The organism is Terriglobus saanensis SP1PR4, assembly GCF_000179915.2.
Lineage (GTDB): Bacteria > Acidobacteriota > Terriglobia > Terriglobales > Acidobacteriaceae > Terriglobus > Terriglobus saanensis.
This window is the reverse complement of sequence record NC_014963.1, coordinates 3,533,825-3,558,181: the sequence shown is the minus strand read 5'-3', so window position 1 is coordinate 3,558,181 and position 24,357 is coordinate 3,533,825. Positions and strand designations below refer to the sequence as shown.

Annotated in this window: 15 protein-coding genes; 12 read left to right on the top strand and 3 right to left on the bottom strand. The window is 53.1% G+C overall.

Annotated features, from left to right (window positions below):
- The first annotated feature begins 456 nt into the window (after positions 1 to 456).
- From ACIPR4_RS14200 to ACIPR4_RS22765, 6 genes are all read left to right on the top strand, one after another.
- Complete coding sequence (locus tag ACIPR4_RS14200; RefSeq protein WP_245536350.1) at positions 457 to 1,119, top strand: response regulator transcription factor; 663 nt, start codon at positions 457 to 459, stop codon at positions 1,117 to 1,119.
- Positions 1,120 to 1,364: 245 nt separating this feature from the next.
- Entirely contained in the window at positions 1,365 to 2,534 is a 1,170-nt protein-coding gene (locus tag ACIPR4_RS14195; RefSeq protein WP_245536349.1) for a HAMP domain-containing sensor histidine kinase, read from the top strand.
- Positions 2,535 to 2,585: 51 nt separating this feature from the next.
- Complete coding sequence (locus tag ACIPR4_RS14190) at positions 2,586 to 5,150, top strand: TonB-dependent receptor (protein ID WP_013569354.1); 2,565 nt, start codon at positions 2,586 to 2,588, stop codon at positions 5,148 to 5,150.
- A gap of 145 nt (positions 5,151 to 5,295) precedes the next feature.
- On the top strand, positions 5,296 to 6,774 hold the full coding sequence (locus tag ACIPR4_RS14185) for a YncE family protein (RefSeq protein ID WP_013569353.1): 1,479 nt from the start codon (positions 5,296 to 5,298) through the stop codon (positions 6,772 to 6,774).
- Between the two features lie 90 nt (positions 6,775 to 6,864).
- Positions 6,865 to 9,918, top strand: a complete 3,054-nt coding sequence (locus ACIPR4_RS14180; RefSeq protein ID WP_013569352.1) for a TonB-dependent receptor — start codon at positions 6,865 to 6,867, stop codon at positions 9,916 to 9,918.
- A gap of 224 nt (positions 9,919 to 10,142) precedes the next feature.
- Positions 10,143 to 10,346 carry a hypothetical protein gene (locus tag ACIPR4_RS22765; protein WP_187290186.1) on the top strand — a complete coding sequence of 68 codons (204 nt, stop codon included), beginning with the start codon at positions 10,143 to 10,145 and terminating at the stop codon, positions 10,344 to 10,346.
- Between the two features lie 252 nt (positions 10,347 to 10,598).
- On the opposite strand, the gene ACIPR4_RS14175 is transcribed toward ACIPR4_RS22765, so the two are convergent.
- Together ACIPR4_RS14175 and ACIPR4_RS21770 are read right to left on the bottom strand one after the other, a co-directional pair.
- Entirely contained in the window at positions 10,599 to 11,516 is a 918-nt protein-coding gene (locus ACIPR4_RS14175) for a carbohydrate kinase family protein (protein WP_013569351.1), read from the bottom strand.
- The gene (locus tag ACIPR4_RS21770; RefSeq protein WP_245536348.1) at positions 11,513 to 12,292 is read right to left on the bottom strand and encodes a GntR family transcriptional regulator; all 780 of its coding nucleotides are present in this window, start codon (positions 12,290 to 12,292) and stop codon (positions 11,513 to 11,515) included. Before ACIPR4_RS21770 ends, ACIPR4_RS14175 begins: the two co-directional genes overlap by 4 nt.
- A gap of 171 nt (positions 12,293 to 12,463) precedes the next feature.
- Here ACIPR4_RS21770 and ACIPR4_RS14165 point away from each other — a divergent pair, with 171 nt between their 5' ends.
- The 3 genes from ACIPR4_RS14165 (at position 12,464) to ACIPR4_RS14155 (ending at position 18,286) form a co-directional block, all read left to right on the top strand.
- The gene (locus ACIPR4_RS14165) at positions 12,464 to 13,390 is read left to right on the top strand and encodes a S1/P1 nuclease (RefSeq protein ID WP_013569349.1); all 927 of its coding nucleotides are present in this window, start codon (positions 12,464 to 12,466) and stop codon (positions 13,388 to 13,390) included.
- A 154-nt stretch (positions 13,391 to 13,544) separates the two neighbouring features.
- On the top strand, positions 13,545 to 14,882 hold the full coding sequence (locus tag ACIPR4_RS14160) for an alkaline phosphatase family protein (RefSeq protein ID WP_013569348.1): 1,338 nt from the start codon (positions 13,545 to 13,547) through the stop codon (positions 14,880 to 14,882).
- A 143-nt stretch (positions 14,883 to 15,025) separates the two neighbouring features.
- On the top strand, positions 15,026 to 18,286 hold the full coding sequence (locus ACIPR4_RS14155) for a TonB-dependent receptor (protein WP_013569347.1): 3,261 nt from the start codon (positions 15,026 to 15,028) through the stop codon (positions 18,284 to 18,286).
- 603 nt (positions 18,287 to 18,889) lie between these two features.
- Here ACIPR4_RS14155 and ACIPR4_RS14145 read toward each other — a convergent pair.
- Positions 18,890 to 19,654: a 3-keto-disaccharide hydrolase gene (locus tag ACIPR4_RS14145; RefSeq protein ID WP_049781140.1), complete on the bottom strand. Its 765-nt coding sequence runs from the start codon at positions 19,652 to 19,654 to the stop codon at positions 18,890 to 18,892.
- 497 nt (positions 19,655 to 20,151) lie between these two features.
- Here ACIPR4_RS14145 and ACIPR4_RS14140 point away from each other — a divergent pair, with 497 nt between their 5' ends.
- The 3 genes from ACIPR4_RS14140 (at position 20,152) to ACIPR4_RS14130 (ending at position 24,145) form a co-directional block, all read left to right on the top strand.
- Positions 20,152 to 20,904 carry a 2OG-Fe(II) oxygenase gene (locus tag ACIPR4_RS14140; protein WP_013569345.1) on the top strand — a complete coding sequence of 251 codons (753 nt, stop codon included), beginning with the start codon at positions 20,152 to 20,154 and terminating at the stop codon, positions 20,902 to 20,904.
- A 140-nt stretch (positions 20,905 to 21,044) separates the two neighbouring features.
- Positions 21,045 to 23,162 carry a tetratricopeptide repeat protein gene (locus tag ACIPR4_RS14135; RefSeq protein ID WP_013569344.1) on the top strand — a complete coding sequence of 706 codons (2,118 nt, stop codon included), beginning with the start codon at positions 21,045 to 21,047 and terminating at the stop codon, positions 23,160 to 23,162.
- Positions 23,163 to 23,311: 149 nt separating this feature from the next.
- On the top strand, positions 23,312 to 24,145 hold the full coding sequence (locus ACIPR4_RS14130) for a dolichyl-phosphate beta-glucosyltransferase (protein WP_013569343.1): 834 nt from the start codon (positions 23,312 to 23,314) through the stop codon (positions 24,143 to 24,145).
- The last annotated feature ends 212 nt before the right edge of the window (positions 24,146 to 24,357 follow it).

Below are 24,357 nucleotides of genomic sequence, written 5' to 3'. Positions count from 1 at the left end.
GGACCACCCTATCGGAGTCAGCAAAGCACACTCGAAAGACCTCTCCGGTGGAGTCAGGTCGTGCGGAGCTATATATACCTGCACGGAATCACCGTATTTTGCGAAAAGTTGATACGTCACCCACAACCCAAGCTTCGTACCAGACTCACCTTTCGTCGTAAAGAGAAGTTCGCCGGGTCCAACGCTCTAGTTGCTTCCTAACGAATTGAGCATCCCACTAGCTCTATCGTGGACCCGCGAGTAGGACAGGGCCGCAAAGCTCAGTTGCATTCGCGATTCTCGATCCATAGGCTCTCCCTGCTATCTAAACAATTCGCCTCTTGTTCGCCCAGAGGGCTAAGAAATCGTTGAGATTCATTGCGAAGCAAGATTGCAACAGCAGAATCTTCAGGCTAAATTCAGCTTGGATCGCTAATCTGGACTCGGAGCGACTGTTTCATCATGCGAGTTCTGATCGTGGAAGATGATCTGAAACTATCCTCAGTGTTGCGGGATGCGCTCGAGAGGAAGGCATACCGGGTGACGGTTGCTTATACGGGCAGCGAAGGTTTAGCGCTGGGAATAGATTTCGAATTTGAGTTCATCCTTTTGGACGCGATGTTGCCCGAGATGGACGGGTTCTCGGTCGCCCGGTCGCTTCGCCAGAGCGGTATCTCTACCCAAATCCTGATGCTCACGTCACGCGACTCCACTTCAGACATCGTTCGCGGTCTCGACAGTGGAGTGGATGACTATCTTACGAAGCCGTTTTCATTTGAAGAACTTTTCGCTCGTCTTCGTGCGCTTGCGCGAAGGCGAATGGTTCCGCACACCATGCAATATGAAGTAGGCGATCTTTGCATGGATCCTGTCACGCACACCGCGACACGGGCCGGCAGGGCCCTCTCCCTAACCCGAACTGAGCATTTGCTATTGGAGTTCATGATGCGAAGTCCTAATGTAGTTCTTCGCCGGGATGCCATCATCAATGCTGTCTGGGGTTACGAGACGACCGTCGAGAACAATACCCTGGACGCGTTTATGAAGCAGCTTCGCTTCAAGGTGGACAATGAGCACAAACAAAAGTTGATTCGCACTGTCCGCGGATTCGGATTTAAGCTTTCAGCGGGGGATCAATGAGGGTCTCTTCCATCCGTCTTAGACTTACGGTCTGGTATGCCACACTTGTCGCGTTCACGATTATCTTGCTTGGATCGACTGTGTACATAGCCGCCGCTTGGGGTTTGCGCAAAGCCGCAGACGTAGAGTTGATCTCAGGCCTGGACGGCATCGACACATTTCTCCACCATAAATTGGCCATTCACGAGATGAACGACCTGGGGGAAGAACTGAGGGAGCATTCAGCCTTAATGCCGCGAGGAAAGATGTTTCGTGTCCGAGATGCCAACGGTAAGGTTCTTTATCAGCCGGACGCAATGGCTGCCGTCAAAGATGTGAAGCCTCCACCGACCGGCATTCATAAAGAGAGTCAGACAGCAGCTGGCCACAACTATCAAACCATCAGTCGTATGGCTCACGTTGGTCCATATGTCTTCTCTCTCCAGGTGGCAGTAGACCAGACTGGCTATGGAGAGTTGATGGAACGTTTAGCCCTGCTCTTCCTCTTTTGCATACCACTTGCTGCCTGTGCGGCGGCGGCAGGGGGATATTGGATGAGCGGCCGTGTGCTCGCGCCGGTCCACCTCATCACGGCGACCGCAAACACGATCGATGCGAAGAACCTTCAAAGGCGCCTGGCACTTTCGGGGAATGGGGATGAGCTCGATCAACTCTCGATCACGATCAACAGTATGTTGGACCGTATCGCCGCATCGTACGACCGCATCGCACAGTTTACGGGAGATGCTTCGCATGAACTGCGCGGTCCGGTAGCGCTTGTAAGGTCGACTGCAGAGCTCCTTATGATGGATGCGGCGGATGTGGAGAGAGTGCGTCGCGGCTTGACGGATATTCTGACCGAGAGCGATTACATGACACGCCTCATCGCCGATCTCTTGACCCTCGCACGGAACGGGCTAGAGGAAAACACGGCAGGCAGAGAGCTGTTCGAGCTAGGGGCTTCAGTTGCAGCGATGACTTCCAGAGCTACCATCCAGGCAGACCTGAAGCAGATACGACTCGATGTGGACCCCGTCGAGAAGTTGCTCCCCATTCACGGTAATCAAGTGGTTGTGGAGCGGGTACTGATGATCCTGTTGGATAATGCCATTCGCTATACACCTTCAGGCGGAAGAATCGTGGTTAAGACATGGTCGGAGGGGCAACGCTGTGGCTACACAGTCAGCGACACAGGTATCGGCATCGCTCGCGAACACCACAGCCGTGTCTTCGAAAGATTTTATCGAGTGAATACCGCCCGAACACACGGGGACGGAAGTAGCGGTCTGGGTCTGGCTATTGCAAGAAGCCTCGTCGAATTACATGGCGGTTCCATACATCTGGACAGTGAGCCCGGACAAGGTTCCAGTTTCGAGATCTCGTTTGCCGCAGCCGATTTCGCTGCTCTGCCCTTGAAATCATTTTCGACAGTCTAATGATTCCTCGCTCATGGGAAATTCAGGATCTCGCAGTTATCTTGAAACCCGATGATGCCGAAAATACCATTTCACTTCGCCTTACCCGCTGCTTGCCTTCAACTGCTTCTTGGAACCGCGATCTATGCACAGATCACCGTCACTGGAAGGGTGAGCGATCCTGACGGTGCTGCCGTTCCACAAACCGAGATTCGTCTCCAGCGCTCCGGCTCTGATTCGATTCGCGCAGTGTCTGACGCGGAAGGTGAGTTTCGTTTGCAGCACCTTCCGCCAGGAAAATATGCTGTGCACGTTTCAGCAGAGAACGGCTTCGACGAGTACTCGACAGAAATAACCATCGGGAACAGCAGCACCGCTACTCTCCAAGTACAACTCCAACTGGCCTCTGTTTCACAGGACGTGACAGTAGGACCAGAGACGGAGAAACTTTCGTTGGATAATGCAGATAACCGAGATCAGATTCATGCAGACAGCAAGTTGCTTGAGCACGTTCCCATCTTCGATCAGAACTATATCGCCGCTCTGACTCCCTTCCTTGATCAAACAGGCTTGGCGACAAGCGGAGTTAGTATCGTTGTCGACGGCGTAGAGATGAAGGGAACTGGAGTATCGGTATCGGCGATCTCGGAAGTGCGCATTAACAGCGACCCCTACAGCTCAGAAACCAGCCGTCCGGGCAGAGGTCGCATTGAGATCATTACCAAGCCCGGTACAGCTCAACTGCATGGCAGTTTGAACTTTACTTTTCGCGATTCGGTGACAGACGCTATCAATTACTTCGCTGTGAGCAAGCCGTTTGAGCAAAAGCGCATCTATGAAGGCTCCATTACCGGACCCGTTCCGATCGACCAGCACACGATGTTCCTGCTATCCGGTTCCCGGTCCGAAGACAATCTCCAATCCATTGTGCATGCGGTCACACCGTCAGGCTTGATCAACAATAACGTCGCCACTCCTATTCACGATACTGAGTTTGCGACGCGGATAACCCATGAGTTCAGCGCCTCTCATCGCCTGTCTCTGCAATACAACGTCTCCGATGTCGTCACACGGAACCAGGGAGTGGGGGGCCTTGTGCTTGGTTCCGCTGGCTTAAACACACAGAGCCGCGAAGACGATGTGATCTTGAACGACAGAATTATTATCTCGCCATCTTTGTTGAATCAGCTGCAATTGTTCTACGAGAAAGACCGTGATCCGATTCGGAGTGCAACTCAGAAGCAGAAAATGATCGTTGACGGTAGCTTCACGGATGGCGGTGCTCAGGGAGACATCTTACAGACGGAAAATAACCTCAAGATCAACGACATCGTCAGTTGGACGCACAAACGTCACTACGTAAAGTTTGGTATCAACATTCCCAACCTGAGTCGCCGTGCCTGGGAAGATCAATCCAACCGCCTTGGGACCTACAGCTTTGCCAGTCTTGCAGACTATGCAAATGGAACGCCTTATTCCTTCACACAGCAGGCCGGACCTGGGCGCTCCGTCTTTTGGATGAATGAACTGGGCACCTTCTTCCAGGATCAGATCCAGATCAGCCGGAATCTTCAGATCGCCATCGGACTTCGTTACGACTGGCAGACCTATTTCAAGTCTTTCCACGATTTCGCGCCTCGGGGATCCATCGCCTACAGCAGCAATGACCACAAGCTGGTGTTACGCGCTGGAGCCGGGTTGTTTTACGACAGATCCGGCGCACAGCCTATCGCAGATTTGAAACGATATAACGGTTTCATAATTCGCTCCGTGACGCTTCTGAATCCTGCGATCTCCAATCCTTTCCCAATCGGTACAGATATCTCCAACTTTCCGACAAACCTGGTGCGTCTTGGGCCGGGCGGTCGAATCCCTTACATCACGAACTTCAGTGCTGGCGTGGAACGCCAACTGATTTCCGGTGTAACGTTCGCGGCTACCTATCGTGGCACCGTGGGTGTCGCGATGTTTCGATCGCGCGATGTCAATGCGCCGTTGCCGCCGTCGTACACAAACCGTCCAGACCCGCGTTATGGAGTGATACGCCAGATTGAATCGGAAGGGCGGCAGCTGGGAAACGCGTTGGACCTGACTCTCCAAGGAAAAGCTGGCCGTTGGTTCTCAGGGGTGGCTCAGTACTCTTTGAGTAGAACGGACAATAACACGGGGGGAATCATGTGGTTTCCAGCAAACCAATATTCTCTCTCGGGGGAATATGCTCGCTCGGATCTCGATCAACGTCATCGTTTCAACCTGCTCGGCACCGTTAACGAAGAGCACTGGCTGAATTTAGGTTTTGCCGCAAAGCTTTATTCGGGACTACCTTACAACGAGATGGCAGGAGTAGACGTATTCCACACCGGCCTCTTGAACGCTAGGCCAAATGGGGTTGCTCGTAATAGCCTAGAAGGATCGAAGATTACTGAGTTGGACCTGCGATGGGGTAAGGAGCTCAGGCTCCCGCTCAAGGTTGGCGATGTGCAGTCCGGCCTCGCTTTCAGCGTGGACGCATTCAATGTTACAAACACAACCAGTTATATGACTTTTGTCGGAAATGTTCGCTCTGCTTTTTTTGAGCAACCTACAGCAGCAATGCCAGCACGGCGGTTTCAATTCAGCGTGCATTACAAGTTCTAAATTATCTAAGCAAGGGTGTGCTCAGATGACCGCCTAACCTGAAGATTGCCTGAGTCTCAATTGTTTTATCTTTCACGCCACATGCCAGTGGGCCGTCGTATGCTGACGATGCTCTCAGAAATATAACGTCAATTTAGGAAAATTCATGCTCCCTCGGTTCACGGCAATCTTCATGGTGGTCTGTTGCTTCGGCGGAAACTCTGTCGGACAGACTCCCTTGCAAGCGATCCCAGCAAATCCAGTACCGGCGATGAAAAAGATAGCGGATCTAGAGTTGCCTGCAGCAATCGAGGGAAATTTTGACCACCTCGCAGTTGATGTTAAGCGTCAGAGACTGTTCGTGACGCCTGAGGACTTCAAAAAAGTTCTCGTACTGGATCTCGCGACGGTTAGGGTGATCAACCAGATAGCGGTTACACGACCCCACGCTGTGCTTTTCCGGGCAGACCTCGACCGTCTTTATGTGACAGACGGAATAGACGGATCCCTGCGTATCTTCGATGGAGCTTCGTATGTGCCGATGAAACGCATCGGTCTCGAAAAAGACGCAGACTCAATCGGCTTTGACCCGTCACGGAAGCTGCTTTATATCGCCAATGGCGGTGGGGACGCTGGCCAGAAGTTTTCCATGCTGAGCGTAGTGGACACCACGCGTGACGAGAAGTTGCAAGACATCAAGATTGATGGCGACACCCTGGAGGCAATGGCCCTTGATGCATACCGGCCGCGTTTGTACCTAAACGATAAGGCCACCCAGGAGATCGTCGTAGTGAATCGTCTCCAAAATGTACTTACTTCGCGCTGGGCCCTACATACCTGCAAGGACAATGTGGCTCTTGCGTTGGACGAACAGCGTCAGAGACTTTTTGTCGGCTGCCGTAACGGGCAGATCGAAATTCTGGATAGCAATACGGGGATGTTTTTACAGACGCTCAAGATTCACACGGGCGTTGATGATCTGATCTACGATCCAGTGAGCCGCAGACTCTATGCGAGCACTGATGGCTTTCTCGATGTGTTTGATCAGACCGATCTGAACCACTATGAACAGCGTACGAGCGTGGAGACAGGGGTTAAGGCAAGGACAGCCCGCTTTGTTCCGGAACTGAATCGTCTCTTCGTGTCCGTTCCGAAGCAAGGTACTTCTTCCGCGCGTGTCCTTGTCTTCGAGCCCACGAATACGCAGCCACCTCGCGCCCCCCTTGCCGACCCAAAAGAAACAGTGAATGCGCCGGTCGCCCAAAAGATCGTGCTGGAAGAGCTCGCTAAGCATCCGCTGCTTCGGCGCATAGGACTGCACGTGATTCCGCCAGGACAACAAACGATGATCCTCATTGCAAACGGAAATGAGACGAGACTCGGCATCCATACTTCAGAGGGTGACTTCGCAGCAATCAAGGACGGCAAGATTTACGGTCCGCGTATTGCAGACGGTGAATATTACAACATGAAGATGCCGATGTTCGATGCTCAACAGCGCAAGATCGGGCTGTTGGTCATGGAGATTGCATGTACGGATGCGACCAGTGAGCAGGATGCTGCGCAGAAGGCAGATCAAATTAGGACTGAATTGGCTTCGAAGATTCCCGATCTGATGTTCCTTTTCGCTCCACTTCAAAAATAATCAATCGGTTTATTCATGCCCACTGTAGTCGCTCTTTGACTGCGGCAGGAAATCTGTCGCCCAAAACAACCTAGAAGCGTGGAGATATAAATGTTCCGACGACTTGTCATCCTTTATGCGGCGATCGTATGTACCGCACTGCTCTCTCCCTGCTCGCTTTTCGCCCAGATCGACCGTACAGAATTGAATGGAACTCTCACGGACGCGACCGGTGCAGGAGTCGGGGAGGCATCTGTCACTATCACCCAGGAAGGTACCAACCAGACACGTCGGACGACGACGAATAGCAGTGGCCAATATGTGGTTTCGTCGCTTCCTATCGGTCGCTTCTCCATCGTCTTCACCCATGAGGGCTTTCAGGATTCACGTGTGGGCGATGTGGACCTTCACTCTGGCGACACGCGAACTGTGAATGCCAAGCTCGTCGTAGGTTCGGTGAGTGAGGCTGTAAACGTAGAAGCCGATCGTGAGGGCGCCCAACTCGATAAGAGCAATGCCACCGTCGGAGGTACGGTGCAATCGGTTCAGGTGTCGCGCTTGCCTCTGAATGGAAGGAATATTACAAACCTGGAATTGCTGGCGCCGGGGGCCATCGATTCTGGTTCGGGTGCACAGTCGTCTATCCGCTTTGCTGGAAACGGAACGGACGACAACAACTTCCGCCTGGACGGTGTGGATGCCAGCGGCGTCTTCCACGCCTCGCTCAAATCCGCACTGCGTCTGCAGTTTTCGACCGAGGCTGTGGCCGAGTTCAAAGTAGACACGGGAGCATATACCGCAGATACCGGCGGATCGGCCGGAGCACAGGTGAGTCTCATCTCCAAGTCCGGGACCGACACGTTCCATGGCAGTGTTTTTGATTACTTCCGAAACAGCTACTTCGACGCGAACGGGCCGATCAAGTCGGCAGTGAAAAAGCCGGTGTTCCAGTTGAACCAGTTTGGTGGAAGTCTTGGCGGTCCCATCCTCAAGGACCGAACTTTCTTTTTTGTGAACTACGAAGGATTCAAGCAGCATCTCGGAGGCGTGCCACAGACTGGCTTTGTGCCAAGTCCTGCTTTTCGTGCTCAGGTAACGGCAGCTCAGCCCTCGCTGGCTTTCATAGTAAATGCTTATCCTACGGGGGTTGCTGCCACCACCGATCCGAATATCTATTCGTACACCGGCGTCGTTGCTAGTCCGAGTAGCGAAAATACAGGAACGGTCCGTATCGACCACAGATTTTCTTCCAATGATTCCGGCTACGTTCGCTACAACATCGACGACGGCGTTTCTGCGAGCGCATTGAATGCTCTGTCGCAAGCCATCAACGTGACATCGCGTATTCAGAATTTTGTGGTGGAAGAAACTCACATCTTCAGCCCCCATGCCATCAACGAAATCCAGCTTGGATTCAATCGAAATACCTATATCCAGGCTCAGCAGACAGGCTTGCCGTTCAACTTTGCTATCACTGGACTGACCTCTCTGAACGAAAACTATAGCAAGGAACAGGTCGGGCAATCAGAGTCGTTGAATGATACGGTGACCTGGACCAGATCCAACCACACCTTCAAGTTCGGTGCGGAGCTGAAACTTCTTCGCTTCAATGAACAGAACTCCGTGGACGGAACTGCAACGTTTCTGAACACCGCTGCGTTCCTCGCCAATCAGCTCAGCACGTTTTTGACGACGGCCGCCCTTCCTGACAAAGGCATGCGGAAGTTTCACGTAGCCGGATATACCCAGGACGAATGGAAAGTATCGCGTGGCCTGACGCTTAATTATGGTTTGCGGTACAACTATTTTTCGCCTTTCACTGAGGCACACAACAGCGCCATCGCCTTTGATATCGCCGAATGTGGAGGGTACTGCCAGTTTGGAGGACAGTTCTACCATCCCAACTACCTAAGTTTCGATCCGCGCGCTTCGGTGGCCTTCTCTCCAGAGTCGCTCAAAGGAAAGACTGTTTTCCGTGCCGGTTTTGGCGTTTACCACGGTGAGGTGCAACTGGGCGATGAGGATAGCCCGGCCGTCAATAACGAGCCTTCTACTCTTCTTACGAGCGGCATCCAGTCAAATGGAGCGCTGGTGCAATACAGCTATCCGGTTGCCCCTGCACTCACGCCTTCGACCGGCTTGGCGCTTACCCCGCGCTCCATGGCGCTTCATCATCCAGATTCATACGTGGAGCAATGGACCGCTTCGGTCCAGCAGGCCCTTCTCGGGCAGACGGCTCTCACGCTCACATACCTTGGTTCACACGGAGTGCATCTCTTTCGTCGGAGCTATACCAACCTGATCAACCCCGCGACAAACTCGCGTCCGTTGCCACAGTTTCCAAGCCAGATCGACACGAAGTACAACGAAGGAATGTCGTCGTTCAACTCCGGCGTTGTGAGCTTGTCTCGGCGCTTCCACAATGGCCTCTTCTTTGGAGGAAACTATATGTACTCCCATGCGATGAATGATGGGTCTGTGGGTGGAGGCGATGGTGATGCAGCCCAGAACCTTTCCTGCTTCCGATGCGAGTATGCCAGCAGTGATTTTGATTCGCGAAACACAGGCACGATGAGTGGGGTGTACGATCTACCCTTTGGTCGCGGGCGCACCTATCTCCGCGATTCAAGCAAAGTAACGGATCTGTTCGTCGGTGGATGGTCTGTCACCACCCTTTTTACGGCACGCGCAGGATTTCCTCTCAACGTTACGCTGGCCCGCGGCGCCACTGAACTACCTGATGGGAACAATCAGGCACAACGCCCCAACCGCGTTGCCGGTGTAGCTTTGTACCTTCCCAATCGCAGCACCTCGCAATGGATCAATCCGGCTGCCTTTGCTTTGCCTGCTGTTGGCACATGGGGCAACTCAGGGCGAAATATTGCAAACGGACCTGCCCTTTGGCAGAACGACTCTGCGGTGGAAAAGCATTTCCGTGTGAGAGAGCGCAACGATCTTCAGTTTCGCGCGGAGGCATTCAACTTCTTCAATCGCGCACAGTATGCAAGTCCGGCGGCGGCTCTCAGCATTGCGACGGTGGGCGGAGTAAGAACTCTTTCGGTGCCTTCGAACTTTGGGCATATTACCTCAACGGTCAATAACGCCGGGCTTGTGGGAAGCGGAACACCTCGCGTCCTGGAGTTTTCTCTCAGGTTCACTTATTAATCTTAACCAGGACCAATGAGGATCCTCCGCTTACATATCCGGCTCATCCTGGCTCTCTGTCTTCTGGCAACATCACTTCTGTTCGGGCAAATCGCAGAAAACACCTTTCTACTTTTAACCTGAAGAGTTACATATCGAACGGATCCTGTCAGCGCCACCGCTGGCAGGATCCGACATCGGTCAGAAGGAATTAGAGAAGCTTCTGCGCATTCAACGAGATCGGAGTGCAAGCGAAGTGGTGCTGGCCCAGCATGGTGATGAAGGAAGATATCTTCGTCTTCCGCGATGTCCTTGGCACCGATTTTACGAGCGAGAGATTTTCCGCCGTAACGACGTTGGGTATGCGTCTGAAGAACGGCTCGGAAATGGTCGATCCGCCAGCTTCTCTCACAGATCGCCGAACGTGGCGAAGCCGCCGTCGTGTATGACCATTTGCATGGAATATCTGCCGTAGTTCTATAACCAATCGCACGGTGGTGGCAACAGATCGAGCATACTGAAGCCGAAGGACGCAGCGGCGCCGGAGCAGCACAGATTGCAGCAGACGTGCATCTGGTCACTTACGAAGATCAGTCGCTGCTTGATGCAGGCCACCATTCCAAGATTCAAGATCGTTAACTACGATTTCTGACGGTTTATTTAAAGATCCCTACTTATGCGTCTTTGGGAGCCGGTGAATTTCACTTACAGGGGGCGCGTTCGACGCGTTGTCGCAGCCTTTCCAACCGGCTGTTTGCGGCCTCACCCGTCGCTTCCAAAAGACTGGAAAACCCCATCCCCTCAATGCAGAATGACGCCGACACAGCACCACAGAGCAGGGCTTCTAATAGATCCCCTTGTCTTGCAAGTGAACCCAGCACACCTCCACAGAAGGCATCTCCGGCGCCCGTTTGATCAATAACCTCAACGTGTACCGCGGGAATTCTGAGGTACTCTTCAGATCCTGCGAGATGGGCTATAGTGCCCCCAGCGCCGCATTTGATGGCAATGAGAGCTACTTCGGGAACTAGGCTTCGGAGCTGGTGCATTGCCTCCAGCGGGCCTTTACCGGGAAACAGTGCGAGAACATCCTGCTGGCTTGGCATGAATAGATCCACCGTACTCACCAGTTCCATCATCTTTTTCAAGCTTCGATTGCCGAGAAGGTCATGATCATCCATGTCGAGCGATATAGATTTCGTCCCACCCGCGCGGAGCTCTTCTATGAGTTGTTTAGTAGCTTCGAAAGGCAATGGTGCAATATGAGCCGCTGCCTGGTAGCCGGATGCCGCGTCAGCCAGCGCTGGACTAAAGTAAGTCCAATCTCTGCTTTCGTTGCGGGAGATGAAGTGTCGCCGACCATCTTCTTCGTAAAGTCCCCAGTTTCGCATTGTCTTCGGGATCGATCGGCAGCGGGAGAGGTCGATGCGTTTATCCAGCAATGTGATCGGATAGTCTGCTCCAAGCGGTGCGACGATACTCGAGACCTTTGTCCAAAGCAACGCCCCCATCGCAGCATATACAGCGCTGCCTCCTGGAACCCCCCAGCGCGTAGATCCATTTGGATAAACGAGGTCGTCAATGGTGAAATTGCCGTAGATCGCAGGCCCGGAGGTCACACTCCTTCCCCTGGTCGTACCAGCGTAAAGCCCATGATGGAGGAGTTGTGAAAGATCGTACTGTAGAGGCCGCGACGGCGTTGCCCATCGAATTGAACCTCGCGCATCAGCAGAAGAGGGAAGCCCACTTTGACATGCAGTAGCTCAGAGTGCCTTTTACCCGCTGTAACGGCGGTCAGAGCCGACTCACTCGACATCAACTGCCGTTGAAGCTTAGTCGCCATGAATTCATAGATCGATCCTCCGTCGAAGGTCTTGATGAGGGGTAACTTCCATGCGGCATCCTCCAGCAGAGGAATGTAGTCGTAGGCAACAGCCAAGGGCTTTGTGTCGATCAGACGTAGGCGAAAGATCTCGGCTACGGGCGAACCATCCGGTATTCCAAGTGCTGTCGAAACCTCGGTGGTGGCTGAGCCTCGGCGAATCCTTAGACCTTCAACGCGAGCTTCTCCACCCGTCTCACGGATCAGAGCCGACATCGAGTGCATGGAGTTCAGCGGGCTGCTCAGATATACGGGGCTTTCCGCGACGAAGGTACCTACGCCGTGGCGAATGGTCAGTAGCCCCTCGCGGGTCAGGAGACGAGTTGCCTCGCGCAGAGTTTGTCGGCTGACACCGAGCTCCCGCGAAAACTCCAATTCGCCGCGTAGTTGTACGCCAGGCTGTAGCTGGCCGGAACGAACCTGTTCCCGAATAGCGTTCGCAATCCGCGTCGTGAGGTTCTGTCGCGGAACACCATTCCATATGCGATCCGAGAGGCCTCTGGTCGCGTCCATATTCTCCGTTGAGTCCACCATGATGCTTCATTATGCCAGCTCTGTGGAAAATGGCGACCGATAAATGTCAGAGGTCAGACGTCTGTCTTAAATTCATCGTCCGGTCATCTCCTGTTCTCATGGCTTTCACAGAAGTTCCTTACTTTCATTTCGAGGCCCTTCAGGAAAAACATGATGCAATCCCGGCTGTTTCGAATCTGTTCCGTGCTCGTCATCCAAGCTTTGATCGCTACTCCGCCAACCTTCGCATGGGGAGTAGATGGTCATCGCATGATTAATCGGGTCGCATGTTCCAGTCTTCCCGCCGATGTTCCCACATTCCTTCGTAGTTCCAAAAGCATGGCTGCAATGGGCTACTATGCTCCTCTGCCGGACCACTGGCGAGGAGTAATGGAGCCGGAGCTTGCAAGTACAAGTGCTCCGGAGCACTTCATACAGTTGGAAACAGTCGACCATGTGCTCACGCCATTGCCGCGCAAGCGCTATGACTATGTGCGAGCGTTGGCCGTGGCGCAGGCGTCACATCCTGACATGGTCATCACAGCGGAAAAGCTTGGGATGCAGCCCTATCAGACGGATGAGGTCTGGGAGCGCCTGAAGGTCGCGATGCGGGACTATCGGGATCTTGTGGCTCACAAGGAAGATACGGAGCCGGTCGAGCAGGAGGTTGTCTTTCTGGCAGGATGGCTTGGTCACTACATCGGAGATGGCTCCATGCCGCTCCATACCTCGAATAAGCCCAATGGATGGGTCGGCCCAAATCCAAACAACTATACGACTGAGCATGAAATTCATTCCCGTTTTGAGAGCGAGTTCGTGCACCAGAATGTTCAGGAGTCAGAGATTGCTCCGCTGGTTTCCAAGCAGCCTGCGGTGATTGGGGATGTCTTCGATCAATATATGGGCTACCTAAGGCAGTCTCATGCTCTGGTGGAAAGCACGTATCGGCTGGAAAAAGAAGGGGCCTTCAATGGTCCTGGAAGCAAAGAGGGCAAGCGCTTCGCCGTCCAGCAACTGGCGTCGGCAGCGACTGAGCTAAGAGATCTCATCTACACAGCCTGGCTGAGGTCGGCCGATCCTATTCCTAACAAGCGCTAAGCGCGAATTAGATGGACCGGAGCTACGTGCGCCTGTCTTCGACTTCACCGCAGAGTCGCGTCGTCGCACGTCCGTATACGACCAATGTGAACCGAACTTGCATTCGATTTACTCGCTAACGCCACACGCTTATGGAATACCAGGGAGGAAGCACATGCGGTATTTATTTCTGTCGACTGTAATTGCCTCCACATGTCTGCTCGCGGGCAGCCTATTCGCCCAGACACGGTCAGCACCAGTAGTGCTTATTTCCATTGACGGCATGAAGCCGGAGTACGTGATAGAAGCCGACGCGCACCATCTGCGGATACCGGTGCTACGCACCTTCATCACGCAGGGAACATACGCTACTGGCGTTGTCGGCGTGGTACCTACCGTGACTTATCCCAGCCACACCACCATGGTCACTGGGGTGTGGCCCGCAGAGCACGGCGTGTTAGACAACACAGTCTTCGACCCATTGCAGCAGCACCCGAACACCTGGTACTGGGACTTCGCAGATATTAAGGTGCCGACGTTGTACACAGCCGCCGACGCTGCCGGGTTAAAGACGGCAAACGTAGGCTGGCCGGTGACCATAGGAGCGCCCATTGATTACAACATCGCAGAGGGTACACAGTCCGAGCACACGGATAGACCCTCCGGCTCGCCCTACCATCCCGCTGACATTCTCGAACAGATTGACATTCACCTCGTAAAAGAGACCGATCAGGATGTGACAAAGACTGCGGAGGCTGTGGCGATTCTGCGTAAATTCAAGCCTGACCTGACCCTGGTGCACCTAACGGATATGGATCATCAGGAGCATGAGCACAGCCCCTTCAGCGCGGAGGCAAACGCCTCGTTGGAGGGGCTGGATCGACAGATCGGGCAGATTCGCGATGCCGCACTTGCTGCAGACCCGCGAGCAATCCTGGTCGTGGTCTCGGATCACGGCTTTCTATCTGTAGATCACCGCGTGAACCTCAATGTGCTCTTGGCGGGCGTGGGTCTCATTCAGGTGGGTGCCATAAAGGCCGGCACCAAGAAGCCAACGATCACGAGCTGGCAGGCTGAGGCTTGGCCCGCGGGCGGATCGAACGCCATTGTATTAAGTCATCCAAATGACCCTGTACTTGTTGCACGGGTTAGGCAGGTGCTCGAAGCTGCAAAAGCAGATCCTTCTAACGGCATCGCCACGATCCTGACACATGACGAGATCGTGGCCCGCGGAGGCTTTCCGAACGCAACTTTCCTGGTGGACTATCGAGATGGCTTTGATCCAGGCAATGCGTTTAGCGGTGCCGTTGTTCAAGACGCGCCCTCAACAGGTATGCACGGCTACCTGCCTTCGCGACCGGCCATGTGGTCAGCGTTTTTGATCCAGGGGCAAGGTATCGCCGCCGGTCGTAACCTCGGCGTAGTCGATATGCGTCAGATTGCTCCAACCATCGCCCAGCTTCTTTCTATTGCGCTGCCTGCGGCCAAGCTCTCGCCGCTTAATGTTCGTTGATGTCCCACCGTTCACGTCTGCGTTCCATCTCGGCACCGCAGACCCACATACATAAACTGCTGCCTCATCCAGCACGTTCGCTTATGCCGGAACGTCCGAGGTCAACATTGAATCGCGACAATAAACGATATTTCGGAGAAAACATGCGACCTATCGCATTCATACGTGCAGCTTTTCTAGTTAGCGTTTTGCTCGGCGGTAAACACGTCCTGGCTCAAACCGCCGTCGATGGCGCTATCGGTGGCACGGTTGAAGATGCCAGCGGAGCCGCTGTTGGCTCGGCAGTTATAACAGTAACCAGTAGAGCGACTGCGGCTACGCAGACCGTCAATGTCGGATCAGACGGAGCTTTCCGTGTCATTCACCTGCAGCCAGGCGTCTACTCGCTCAAGGTCGTCGCCCACGACTTTGGAGATTTCACGTCGACCGATGTTGTCGTGCAGGTGGGGCAACTCACGCCCGTCCGTCCCATGCTGAAGGTTGGATTAGCGGCGCAGGAGGTCAGCGTCTCCGAAGAGGCGCCCCTCATCAACACCTCCTCCCCAGACTTCAGCAATGTCGTAACCCAGATTGAACTCAGCGACCTTCCAGTTAACAACTACCGCTGGTCAAGCTACGCCCTCCTGACGCCCGGTGTGGTGGAAGGGGGTGGCTTTGGTCTGCTGAGCTTCCGCGGGCAGAGCACTCTCCTGAATAACGTCACCGTAGACGGCGCAGACAACAACCAAGCGTTCTTCTCCGAAGAGCGCGGACGCACCACGGTGGGATATTCCCTACCCAAACCGGTCGTGCAAGAATTCCAGGTCAATACCTCTAACTACACCACCGAATACGGACGCGCCGCAGGGGGCGTGGTCAATGCCATCACAAAGAGTGGCAGCAACCAATTCCACGGTGAGGGTTATTTCATCGATCGAGATTCAGCCACTGCAGCGCAGAATAACTACACGAGCCAAAGTGTTCTTAACGCGGCCGGTCAATTTGTTGCGACCAAGTTCAAGCCAACTGACATTCGCAAGCAGATGGGCTTCGCAGTCGGCGGCCCGATCCTGCGGGATAAGGTCTTCTTCTTCTTTGCATTTGACGACTATTACCATTACTTCCCCATCGTAACCGTCGCTTCCGCCCCTACCACCTTCTTTGCGATCCCAAATCCTACCCTGCCGCCAGGGCGCACCTGTGCAACCATCACTACTGCAAACGACACCAACTACACGGGTGATAGCGGGGCTTGCACACTCCAAACCAATCTTGGCCTGCCGACCTACGCTGCGGCCGTTCCGAAATATACGTCGGGCTTGTCTTCGCTCAGCGGCCTGCTCGGCCAGGCTCCCCGCTATGCGAGCCAGACGATCTTCTTCCCCAAGCTGGATTACCAGATCAACTCACGAAATCATCTGAGCCTCGAGGTCAACCGCCTTCGTTTCGTTTCGCCCGGCGGGCAGCAGACCAATGCAACTGCAAGCTATGGCACTCAGAGCGTCGGCAACATTTACGTACGCACAACCTGGGGCGTGGCGAAATTGGACAGTTTTCTGACTCCCAACCTCAGCAACGAAATCCGTTATCAATATGGCAGAGATTTCAACTTTGGACAGAACGAGACCCCGACAGCGTACGAAAATGCGACTTTCGACAATACAGTAACCGGCTACACGAATCCATATCAGATTCCACCCAACGTCAATATCACAAACGGATTCCAATTCGGAACGCCGACCTTCTACAACCGTCCCGCATACCCCGATGAACGTCGCTGGCAAGTAACCGATACCGCCGCCATACAAAAAGGAAAGCACAACATCAAATTTGGTGTGGACTATGTTCACACCTACGATCTCAGCCAGAATCTTACTAGTGTCTTCGGCGCGTACAGCTACACTGGCGTACCCACATATCTTACTGATTACTTCCTTGCTCAAAGCGCCACGACCGCTGCCTCCGCAAAGCACTACAGCTCCTATGCCCAAGGCTTCGGTCCTCTAGGCTTCCAATTCACCACTGCGGATTACGCCGGATTCGTTCAAGATGAGTGGAAGATTTCTCCTCGTCTCACATTGTCTATCGGCGTGCGTTATGAATATGAGCAACTTCCCTCGCCTCAACTCGCCAACGCCGCAATTCCTTCTACTGCTGCGTTCCCGGACGACCGTAATAACATCGCTCCCCGCATTGGCTTCTCTTACGACGTCTTCGGCAACGGCAAAACGGCGTTACGTGGCGGATGGGGCCTGTTCAACGCACGCTTGATCAACTCCACCATCTATAACGCCATCGCTCAAACCGGTGCGCCTGGTGCCCAATCCGTGCCGTCCATTCAGGCCACCGCGGCAGGAGCACCTGCATTTCCTGTCATCCTCGCCGCTCCCACCGGGGCCGCTGCTGCTCCCACGGTGTACTTCTTCGACCGTCATTTTCAGTTGCCTCAGATCCAGCAATTTGATCTGGCCTTGCAACAGGATTTGGGTTTCAAAACCGTATTCAGCCTGAGCTATCTTGGTGCGCTTGGTCGCGAGCTACCTAGCTTTGTTGATACCAATCTCCCTGTGCCACAGCAAATCACCTACACCGTCGTCAACAACGGAGTCGCGAACGCTCCGCTAGCGGATGGATCCATTATTCCAACCTCCTATTACACGGGTGCCCGTCCAAACTCCTCTTATTCGACGATTACAAATATCTTCAGCGGCGTAAATTCTAACTATCATGCGCTAGCCGTTCAACTCAATCACTCTATGGGCCACCACTTGCAGTTCCAGGCGAGTTACACATGGGCCCATGCGTTGGACTATGGAGAAAATAACACGACCTTCACTAACTCAAACTCCCTTCTCGATCCAGCGAACCTCCGTGGCGAGTACGGTAGATCCAATCAGGACGTCCGCAACCGAGCCATTGTCTCGGGTATCGCAACATCGCCGTGGCATCGAAATGGTTGGATGAGCTACTTCGTAAACGGTCTCGAATTGGCACCCAGCTTCTCTGCACAAAGCGGCAACCCCTTCTCAGCCACAACGAACGGTTCTGCGTCTGAGTACGTCAACGGTGTCAAGTCTCCGGGCACCTCAACTAGCTCCTATAACGGATCCGGCGGAGCAAACCGCATTCCGCTCATACCTCGCAACACCTACAGTCTCCCGAATGAAGTACTCTTGGATCTGCGCGGCTCCAAACGCTTCACCTTCCGCGAAAGTTACACGATCGAGCTCTTTGCGGAGTCGTTCAATATTATCAATCGACAAAATATTACCGCCGAAAATGGAACAACATACGCAATCGGCACAACCGGAACCGTCAATACTTTGACGGCCAACTCTACGCCATTGGGAGCTGTCACCAACTCCAATAACAACAATATCTATGTTCCGCGCCAGATTCAGTTCGGCGCGCGACTTACCTTCTAGGTGCGATATCTCAATAGGTTGTCATTCGATCTGAATGTTAGAAGTTGATTGTGCGCACAAAAGGCTTTAGGAAAGATCGAACAGGCTATCATAGATGCCAGACTGACAGCCCGTGGTCGAGAACAGGTGGCGAAACAGTACTGGAATAGGGTGTGACATTGAAGCTGGCCGCGGCCAGTTGATGGGCCTGGTTTTTAGATACCAGTTACTGGGTTAGTTTTCGGACTATTTTGTTCAGCCAGATCGCGGCCAGCCGCGATCTGGCTCGTGTAATTTGCACCGCTTTTCACTCTTCGGAAATGGTGAGATGAATGCCGCGTTCTCAGATCCCAGTACCGTTCGCACCTTCCGCTGCGATCTCTTGCGCGAGCATTTGAATCGGGATAGATCCGGCATGGATGATCGCAGCGCGCTCCGTCTATTCCGAGAGATCGCGAGGGAGAACCGCAGAAAATTCGAAGCTAGTGATTATGCCTGGCAAGGGCCGGCGTTCGAGCTTCCCACGGGGTGCAAGGATGGGCGTGAAGCAATCCAAAAATTAGCTTCCTGAACGGCGTCTCGGAGATATTCCAGGCGGAGATTCAGCATGTCTTTCACCTTGGTCTAATTCGCCAACGTGCTTCCCGCAATCTCCCGAATCTTGATATTTCGAAACCACACAGGAAAGCCGTGGTCTTGCAGCAAGATGTATCCGCTCGCCGTTTGACCGTAGCTTGGGAAGACGTCGTACTTGCTTTCCGGGAGAATTTCCTTGAACTTCGGCGAGTCACGGTCGTACTCCAGTACCTTGACGCCGTTCAGCCAGTGTTCTCCGTGCTTGCCGTGTACCACGATGCGAGCGGTGTTCCACTCGCCGACGGGTTTGATCCGCTTGCCGGCTGCGGCGGGGATCATGTCGTAGAGCGAAGCAACCGTGCGGTTGCCGTTTATGCCTCGCTTCGCATCCGGATGCAGTGCGTCGTCCAGCACCTGGTACTCAAAGCCGATGGGTGAGCCGTGACCGTTTTTCCACGGCATCAGGTTCAGATCCACGAAGTACATGATCCCGGAGTTAGCTCCCGGAGATGTCTTGAAGTCCACCGACAGCTCAAAGTCCGCGTAGGTGCGCGCCGTGACGATGTCGCCGCCGTTGCCGGACTCTTCGCCGCCCGCCTCGGTCACCATGATGGTGCCGTCTCTCACCGCCCAGCCGGTTGTAGGGAAGCCCCTACCGCGCGCGCTGCGCCAGCCCTCGGTCGTCTTGCCGTCAAAGAGCAGCCGCCAGCCCTCGGCCTTTTCCTTCGGTGTGAGTGTGTTTGCCTTCTGTGCGGAAGCCAAGGAGACGGCTAGAATGACACTCAGGGTGACAAGAGCATGAGCTTTTTTCATACGCAACAGCATAGCTGTTTATGGGCAATTGGATCGCGGTGAGTGGTTCTCACTCGATAGAGCACGGAACGTACTTCGCATCAAACAAGCTCTTCTGCTCGATGCGCTATCGCAACAGATTGGCAGTATCCCCTAGCAAAATGTTTTCGTTCGCAGCCGTGATTCTTACGTCGCCCTCTCCGGAGAAGAGAGGAGATACTGATTCCGCGTCGCTCTGGAAGCTTTTCAATCCCACGCCCACCAGATGATAGAGCTGGTGTGGACGCTATTTGCACCAGTGCCTTTTGGGGAAGGCAGACAGCAATGATTGTCGTGAGAAGTGACGTGATGGGCAGGATGCCAGGGCACAATGATCCCAATGCGCTGCCATTTTCTGACCTGTGGGAATAACAAGGGCAGCGGATTGTTTCACTGATAGCGAAATACTGGAGATGCAGTCGCCGATCAGAGCTTATCTGGTTCCTATATTTAGGACAGAGAGCGAGAAGTCATCATGGATGAAGTTACTTAGTCAAAAGGAGGCGCTGGTGCAATCCGCGTTGAAAAATGTTCCTGGATTACAGCTAATAGAGGGCTTTCTTTCACCGGAGGAATGCAATGCGTTCATTATCTCCTTGGAAGAGTATAGAAAATCTTATGAGATCCCACTGATATATCGCCCGGAGCGTAAACGATCTCTCAAGTACAGAGTCATCAACGGCGAAGATATTCAAAAGAGACTGCCGACAATTCAGAAGCTTTACGAAAGTATCCTTCCAACTGTGCAAGGCGTAACGAATCAGAACATCGTACCTTTGAAAAATCGCGTCGTCGGGGTAAATATCAACTTCACCCCTCCTGGGGGAGCATATCGGTGGCACTACGATCGAAACGCGGTAACTGCGGTTCTTTATTTGAATGAAGTAGATGGTGGAGAGATCGAAGCCTACCCCGACTATCGCTTTCTTCTAAAAGGGGCAAGGTCATCTAGACTGCAGGGTTATGTAGACCGCTTGCTCCGATTTGGCATATTTCTTCGACTTGGGCGCAAGTGCGTAATTGCGCCCAAGTCGGGTCGACTCGTAATCATGCGCGGAGATCGGTGCCTACATAGCGTACGAACTGTCTCAAGCAGCCGCGACAGGATTTGCATAGTCATGTCGTTCGATTTTGCCGACGCAGTTTTTTCTCAAGAACTCGCACTCGACTCCTATCTCTATTCGTCGCAAAGGTATATCGCGAAAAGTGACCCCAACTATTCCTCTAGATGAAATGGGCAGGAACATTGCGTTAAATGATCACAGGTAGCTTAGGACTTTGGGTCGAGGAGAGGAGGATAGCAAGCGTAATCCGGAATAATCGTATGGCCCATGTGTCTCTTATTAGCAGCAAGACAAAGGAGCATATAGCCATGTCATCAAGCGTTCAGGATCCCAACAAACAGGATTCCAGAAATGACTTCCCGGATCTTGCCATTTCATCCGATAGGAAGCCGTGGCCAGAGGACACAACGTCCGTTAAATTAAGCAGAAAACATTGGATAATTGCGGTTGCCTCAATCTTGCTAATCATTCTCGAGGCACAGCTACTTTTGTCGGTTCGAAAAGAGTCTCAAACCTTCGATGAAAGCGCCCACCTCTACGCAGGGTATTCCTATCTAAAGCGTGGGGACTTCGGCATCAATCCTGAACATCCTCCATTGGTGAAGCTCATCGCTGCACTTCCGCTGTTGCCGCTGCAGTTGCCGGTTCAATCTCCTCCTGAGGTCTTTTTTCGGATAGCTTCAGGCATGGGTGGGATTCAATTTCTCTATTCCAATGATGCCGACACGCTTTTATTTCGCGCGCGGGCAATCGTCACTCTTTTCACTTTATCTCTCGCGCTGTTGGTCTTTCTGGCAGGTTATGAAATGTTCGGCGCTGGCGCGGGTCTGTTTGCGCTCACCCTGTTTGTTTTTGAACCAAACATTCTGGCAAATGGAGCTCTGATCACCACCGATATGGGTGCCAGTTGTCTCGTCTTTGCGACGGTATATGCGTTCTATCTTTATTGCAAAAAACCTTCTGTTCTGAGACTCGCTATGGGTGGCCTGGCTGCGGGACTGGCTTTGGCAGCAAAACACTCAACTATCCTGCTGCTTCCTGTTTTTCTGGTGCTGGTAATAACCGAGATTGCGCGACGTCGAGGTTCTGAACCGAAGACATCGGAAACCCGCGAGCGCAAGACATTTCGGTTGTTAAGCGCTCTCGCAAGTATCACGGTTATTTCGTTGCTCATTCTCTGGGCCTTCTACGGATTTCGTTACAAAGCGCGTCCAGACAACCTCGCGATGACACCCCCGGCTGCCATATATCTGAAGAGCCTTAAGAATCCGCTGGAGGCAGGCACTATCGGATTCCTGGAGAAACAGCGATGGCTTCCGGAAGCCTACCTTTATGGCTTGACTGATGTCCTGACGATCAGCAGGGAGGGACGGCCTGCATTCGTGTTGGGGCACCTTTATCCAACTGGTCGCTGGTTTTATTTTCCCGCTGTATTTGTGATCAAGTCGACGCTAGCGTTCATGATCCTGCTGGCGTTAACTGTTGCCGCAAAGAAAATCTGGCACCGTGAATATCGCAGAGAGCTCGTCTTCCTTGTTGTTCCAGCGACGATCTGGTTCGCCATCGCTATGACTTCGAAGCTGAATCTCGGGCTCCGTCATATTCTCCCCATTTATCCTTTCCTCATGGTGCTGGTAGGCGGCGTTGCGTGGATGCTCGTCGGACAATCGAAGCGTTGGCTTTACGTTGTTATCACTCTGCTAGCCCTTCACTCAGCCTCTTCTCTATGGGCGTTTCCCAACTATCTGCCTTATTCAAACGAGGCCTTTGGCGGGCCGTCGAGTTCCTATAAAGTGGTGTCGGATGCGAATGTTGGTTGGGAAAGCGGTCTAAAAGTCCTGCAAAGCTATCTCGACCAGCACCATATAACGCATTGTTGGTTTGCCTATGATGGGATCGTCAACCCGGCCTACTATCACATCCCATGTTCGCCGATGCCCACATTCTTTGCGTGGCTTGCGCAACAGCCACAGGGCGTGGTTCCGGAAAAGATTGATGGCCCGGTGTTTATCGGATCGAATGAGATGACGGGGTTCGATTTCGGGCCGGACGATCTGAACCCTTATGACCAATTTAGAAATCTCCACCCGTCAACCGTCCTGCAAGGGGAAATTCTGGAATTCGACGGTAGTTTTAAAGTAAACAAAATCTCCGCCCTCAGCCATTTCGTAGTGGGCAGTCGTCTCTCTCATCAGGGACAAGTCGATGCGGCTCTTTTCGAATTAAATCTTGCTGAGCGCCTTGATCCAGAAGCTCTTTTGACGCACGAGATGCTCGCATCCCTCTATGCGCAAAAGAAGCAGCCGGATAATGCGACGCGTGAATACCAAATCGCAACGCACATCTACCAGACGGTTCATCCCGAATTTCAAAGGTTTCCTCCGGAAAATCCATTGACCGATCCCTCCTCATCATTGGTGAAATGAAAGGAGTAACTTCAGGTGAAATTATCTTTCTTCGGCCGGCACGTCTTGTCTAGTCCGGAGAGATAGAACTTGGGACAGACCGGCAAGGTCAATTTAACGAAAGCGTCTACGCGAAATCCCCAAAGGGTACAGTAGTGGTTTCTCCAGAAATGAGATCAGATACCTTGACATCAAAACGAGGAAACGACGAATATCCAAAATTGTCCCCCGACTACAGCATTGTTATTCCTGCCTATAACGAAGGCGCACGTATCGGAAAAACTCTGGAGCATGTGCTGAAGTGCGTTCACGGAAAAGGCTGGAATGCTGAAGTTCTTGTGGTGAACGATGGATCTCGTGACGATACCGCGTTGATCGTGCAAGGATTCGCCGCGAGTGATCCAATCCTGCGACTGATAGAAAACCTCGGCAATCGTGGTAAAGGGTACAGCATACGCAACGGGATTCTGAATGCTTCTGGCGACATCGTGATGTTTACAGATGCCGATCTATCCTCGCCAATGGAAGAGGCGGAACTGCTCTTTGCAACGATCAACGAGGGCGCCGATATCGCGATTGGCTCGCGCTGGCTGGATCGCAAGCGGCAGACTCTTCACCAGCCCCTGTACAGGCAGTTTTTTGGACGCTGTTTTAATGCGATTACCCGATTGATTGTCGGACTACCCTTTGCTGACACCCAGTGCGGATTCAAAGCCTTCAAACGCAAAGTAGCCCAGACTATCTTTCAACTGCAATGCATTGAACGCTGGGGCTTCGATCCAGAAATATTGTTCATCGCAATCAAGCGCGGATACTCCATTCGCGAGGTGCCAGTAACTTGGGGCCACGATGAACGATCTCGAATCAGCTATTTGAAGGATGGAATTAAGATGCTGGAAGATATAGCCTTCATCCGTTGGAATGCTTTTACCGGCGTCTATAGACGACCTGTAAAAGATCTAGATATGAAGTTTCAAGAGATTGTCCATTCGATCAAGAAGTGAATTCGTTGCACTGTCCACGTGGTCAAAGATTTATGTTCCGGCTCCCATCGGTTAGTCGTCCGGCCAGTTTCGCGATGAGTGTAGGTGCCCCATCAAAGGGATAACGATCTGACTATCGGATAGATCGTCATCCGTCTCCGCGAGTAGCCATCTTCATTATTCCCGCATTATCGACCTCGACGTCTAATGCTTCGAACGTAGCTCGGCCCTCG

Excerpts from the sequence above, each read along its gene's own strand:
- ACIPR4_RS14195 (WP_245536349.1), top strand. The coding sequence starts at position 1,365 with ATGTTTCGTGTCCGAGATGCCAACGGTAAGGTTCTTTATCAGCCGGAC.
- ACIPR4_RS14190 (WP_013569354.1), top strand. The coding sequence starts at position 2,586 with ATGATGCCGAAAATACCATTTCACTTCGCCTTACCCGCTGCTTGCCTT.
- ACIPR4_RS14185 (WP_013569353.1), top strand. The coding sequence starts at position 5,296 with ATGCTCCCTCGGTTCACGGCAATCTTCATGGTGGTCTGTTGCTTCGGC.
- ACIPR4_RS14180 (WP_013569352.1), top strand. The coding sequence starts at position 6,865 with ATGTTCCGACGACTTGTCATCCTTTATGCGGCGATCGTATGTACCGCA.
- ACIPR4_RS21770 (WP_245536348.1), bottom strand. The coding sequence starts at position 12,292 with ATGGACGCGACCAGAGGCCTCTCGGATCGCATATGGAATGGTGTTCCG.
- ACIPR4_RS14165 (WP_013569349.1), top strand. The coding sequence starts at position 12,464 with ATGATGCAATCCCGGCTGTTTCGAATCTGTTCCGTGCTCGTCATCCAA.
- ACIPR4_RS14160 (WP_013569348.1), top strand. The coding sequence starts at position 13,545 with ATGCGGTATTTATTTCTGTCGACTGTAATTGCCTCCACATGTCTGCTC.
- ACIPR4_RS14155 (WP_013569347.1), top strand. The coding sequence starts at position 15,026 with ATGCGACCTATCGCATTCATACGTGCAGCTTTTCTAGTTAGCGTTTTG.
- ACIPR4_RS14145 (WP_049781140.1), bottom strand. The coding sequence starts at position 19,654 with ATGAAAAAAGCTCATGCTCTTGTCACCCTGAGTGTCATTCTAGCCGTC.
- ACIPR4_RS14140 (WP_013569345.1), top strand. The coding sequence starts at position 20,152 with ATGAAGTTACTTAGTCAAAAGGAGGCGCTGGTGCAATCCGCGTTGAAA.
- ACIPR4_RS14135 (WP_013569344.1), top strand. The coding sequence starts at position 21,045 with ATGTCATCAAGCGTTCAGGATCCCAACAAACAGGATTCCAGAAATGAC.
- ACIPR4_RS14130 (WP_013569343.1), top strand. The coding sequence starts at position 23,312 with ATGAGATCAGATACCTTGACATCAAAACGAGGAAACGACGAATATCCA.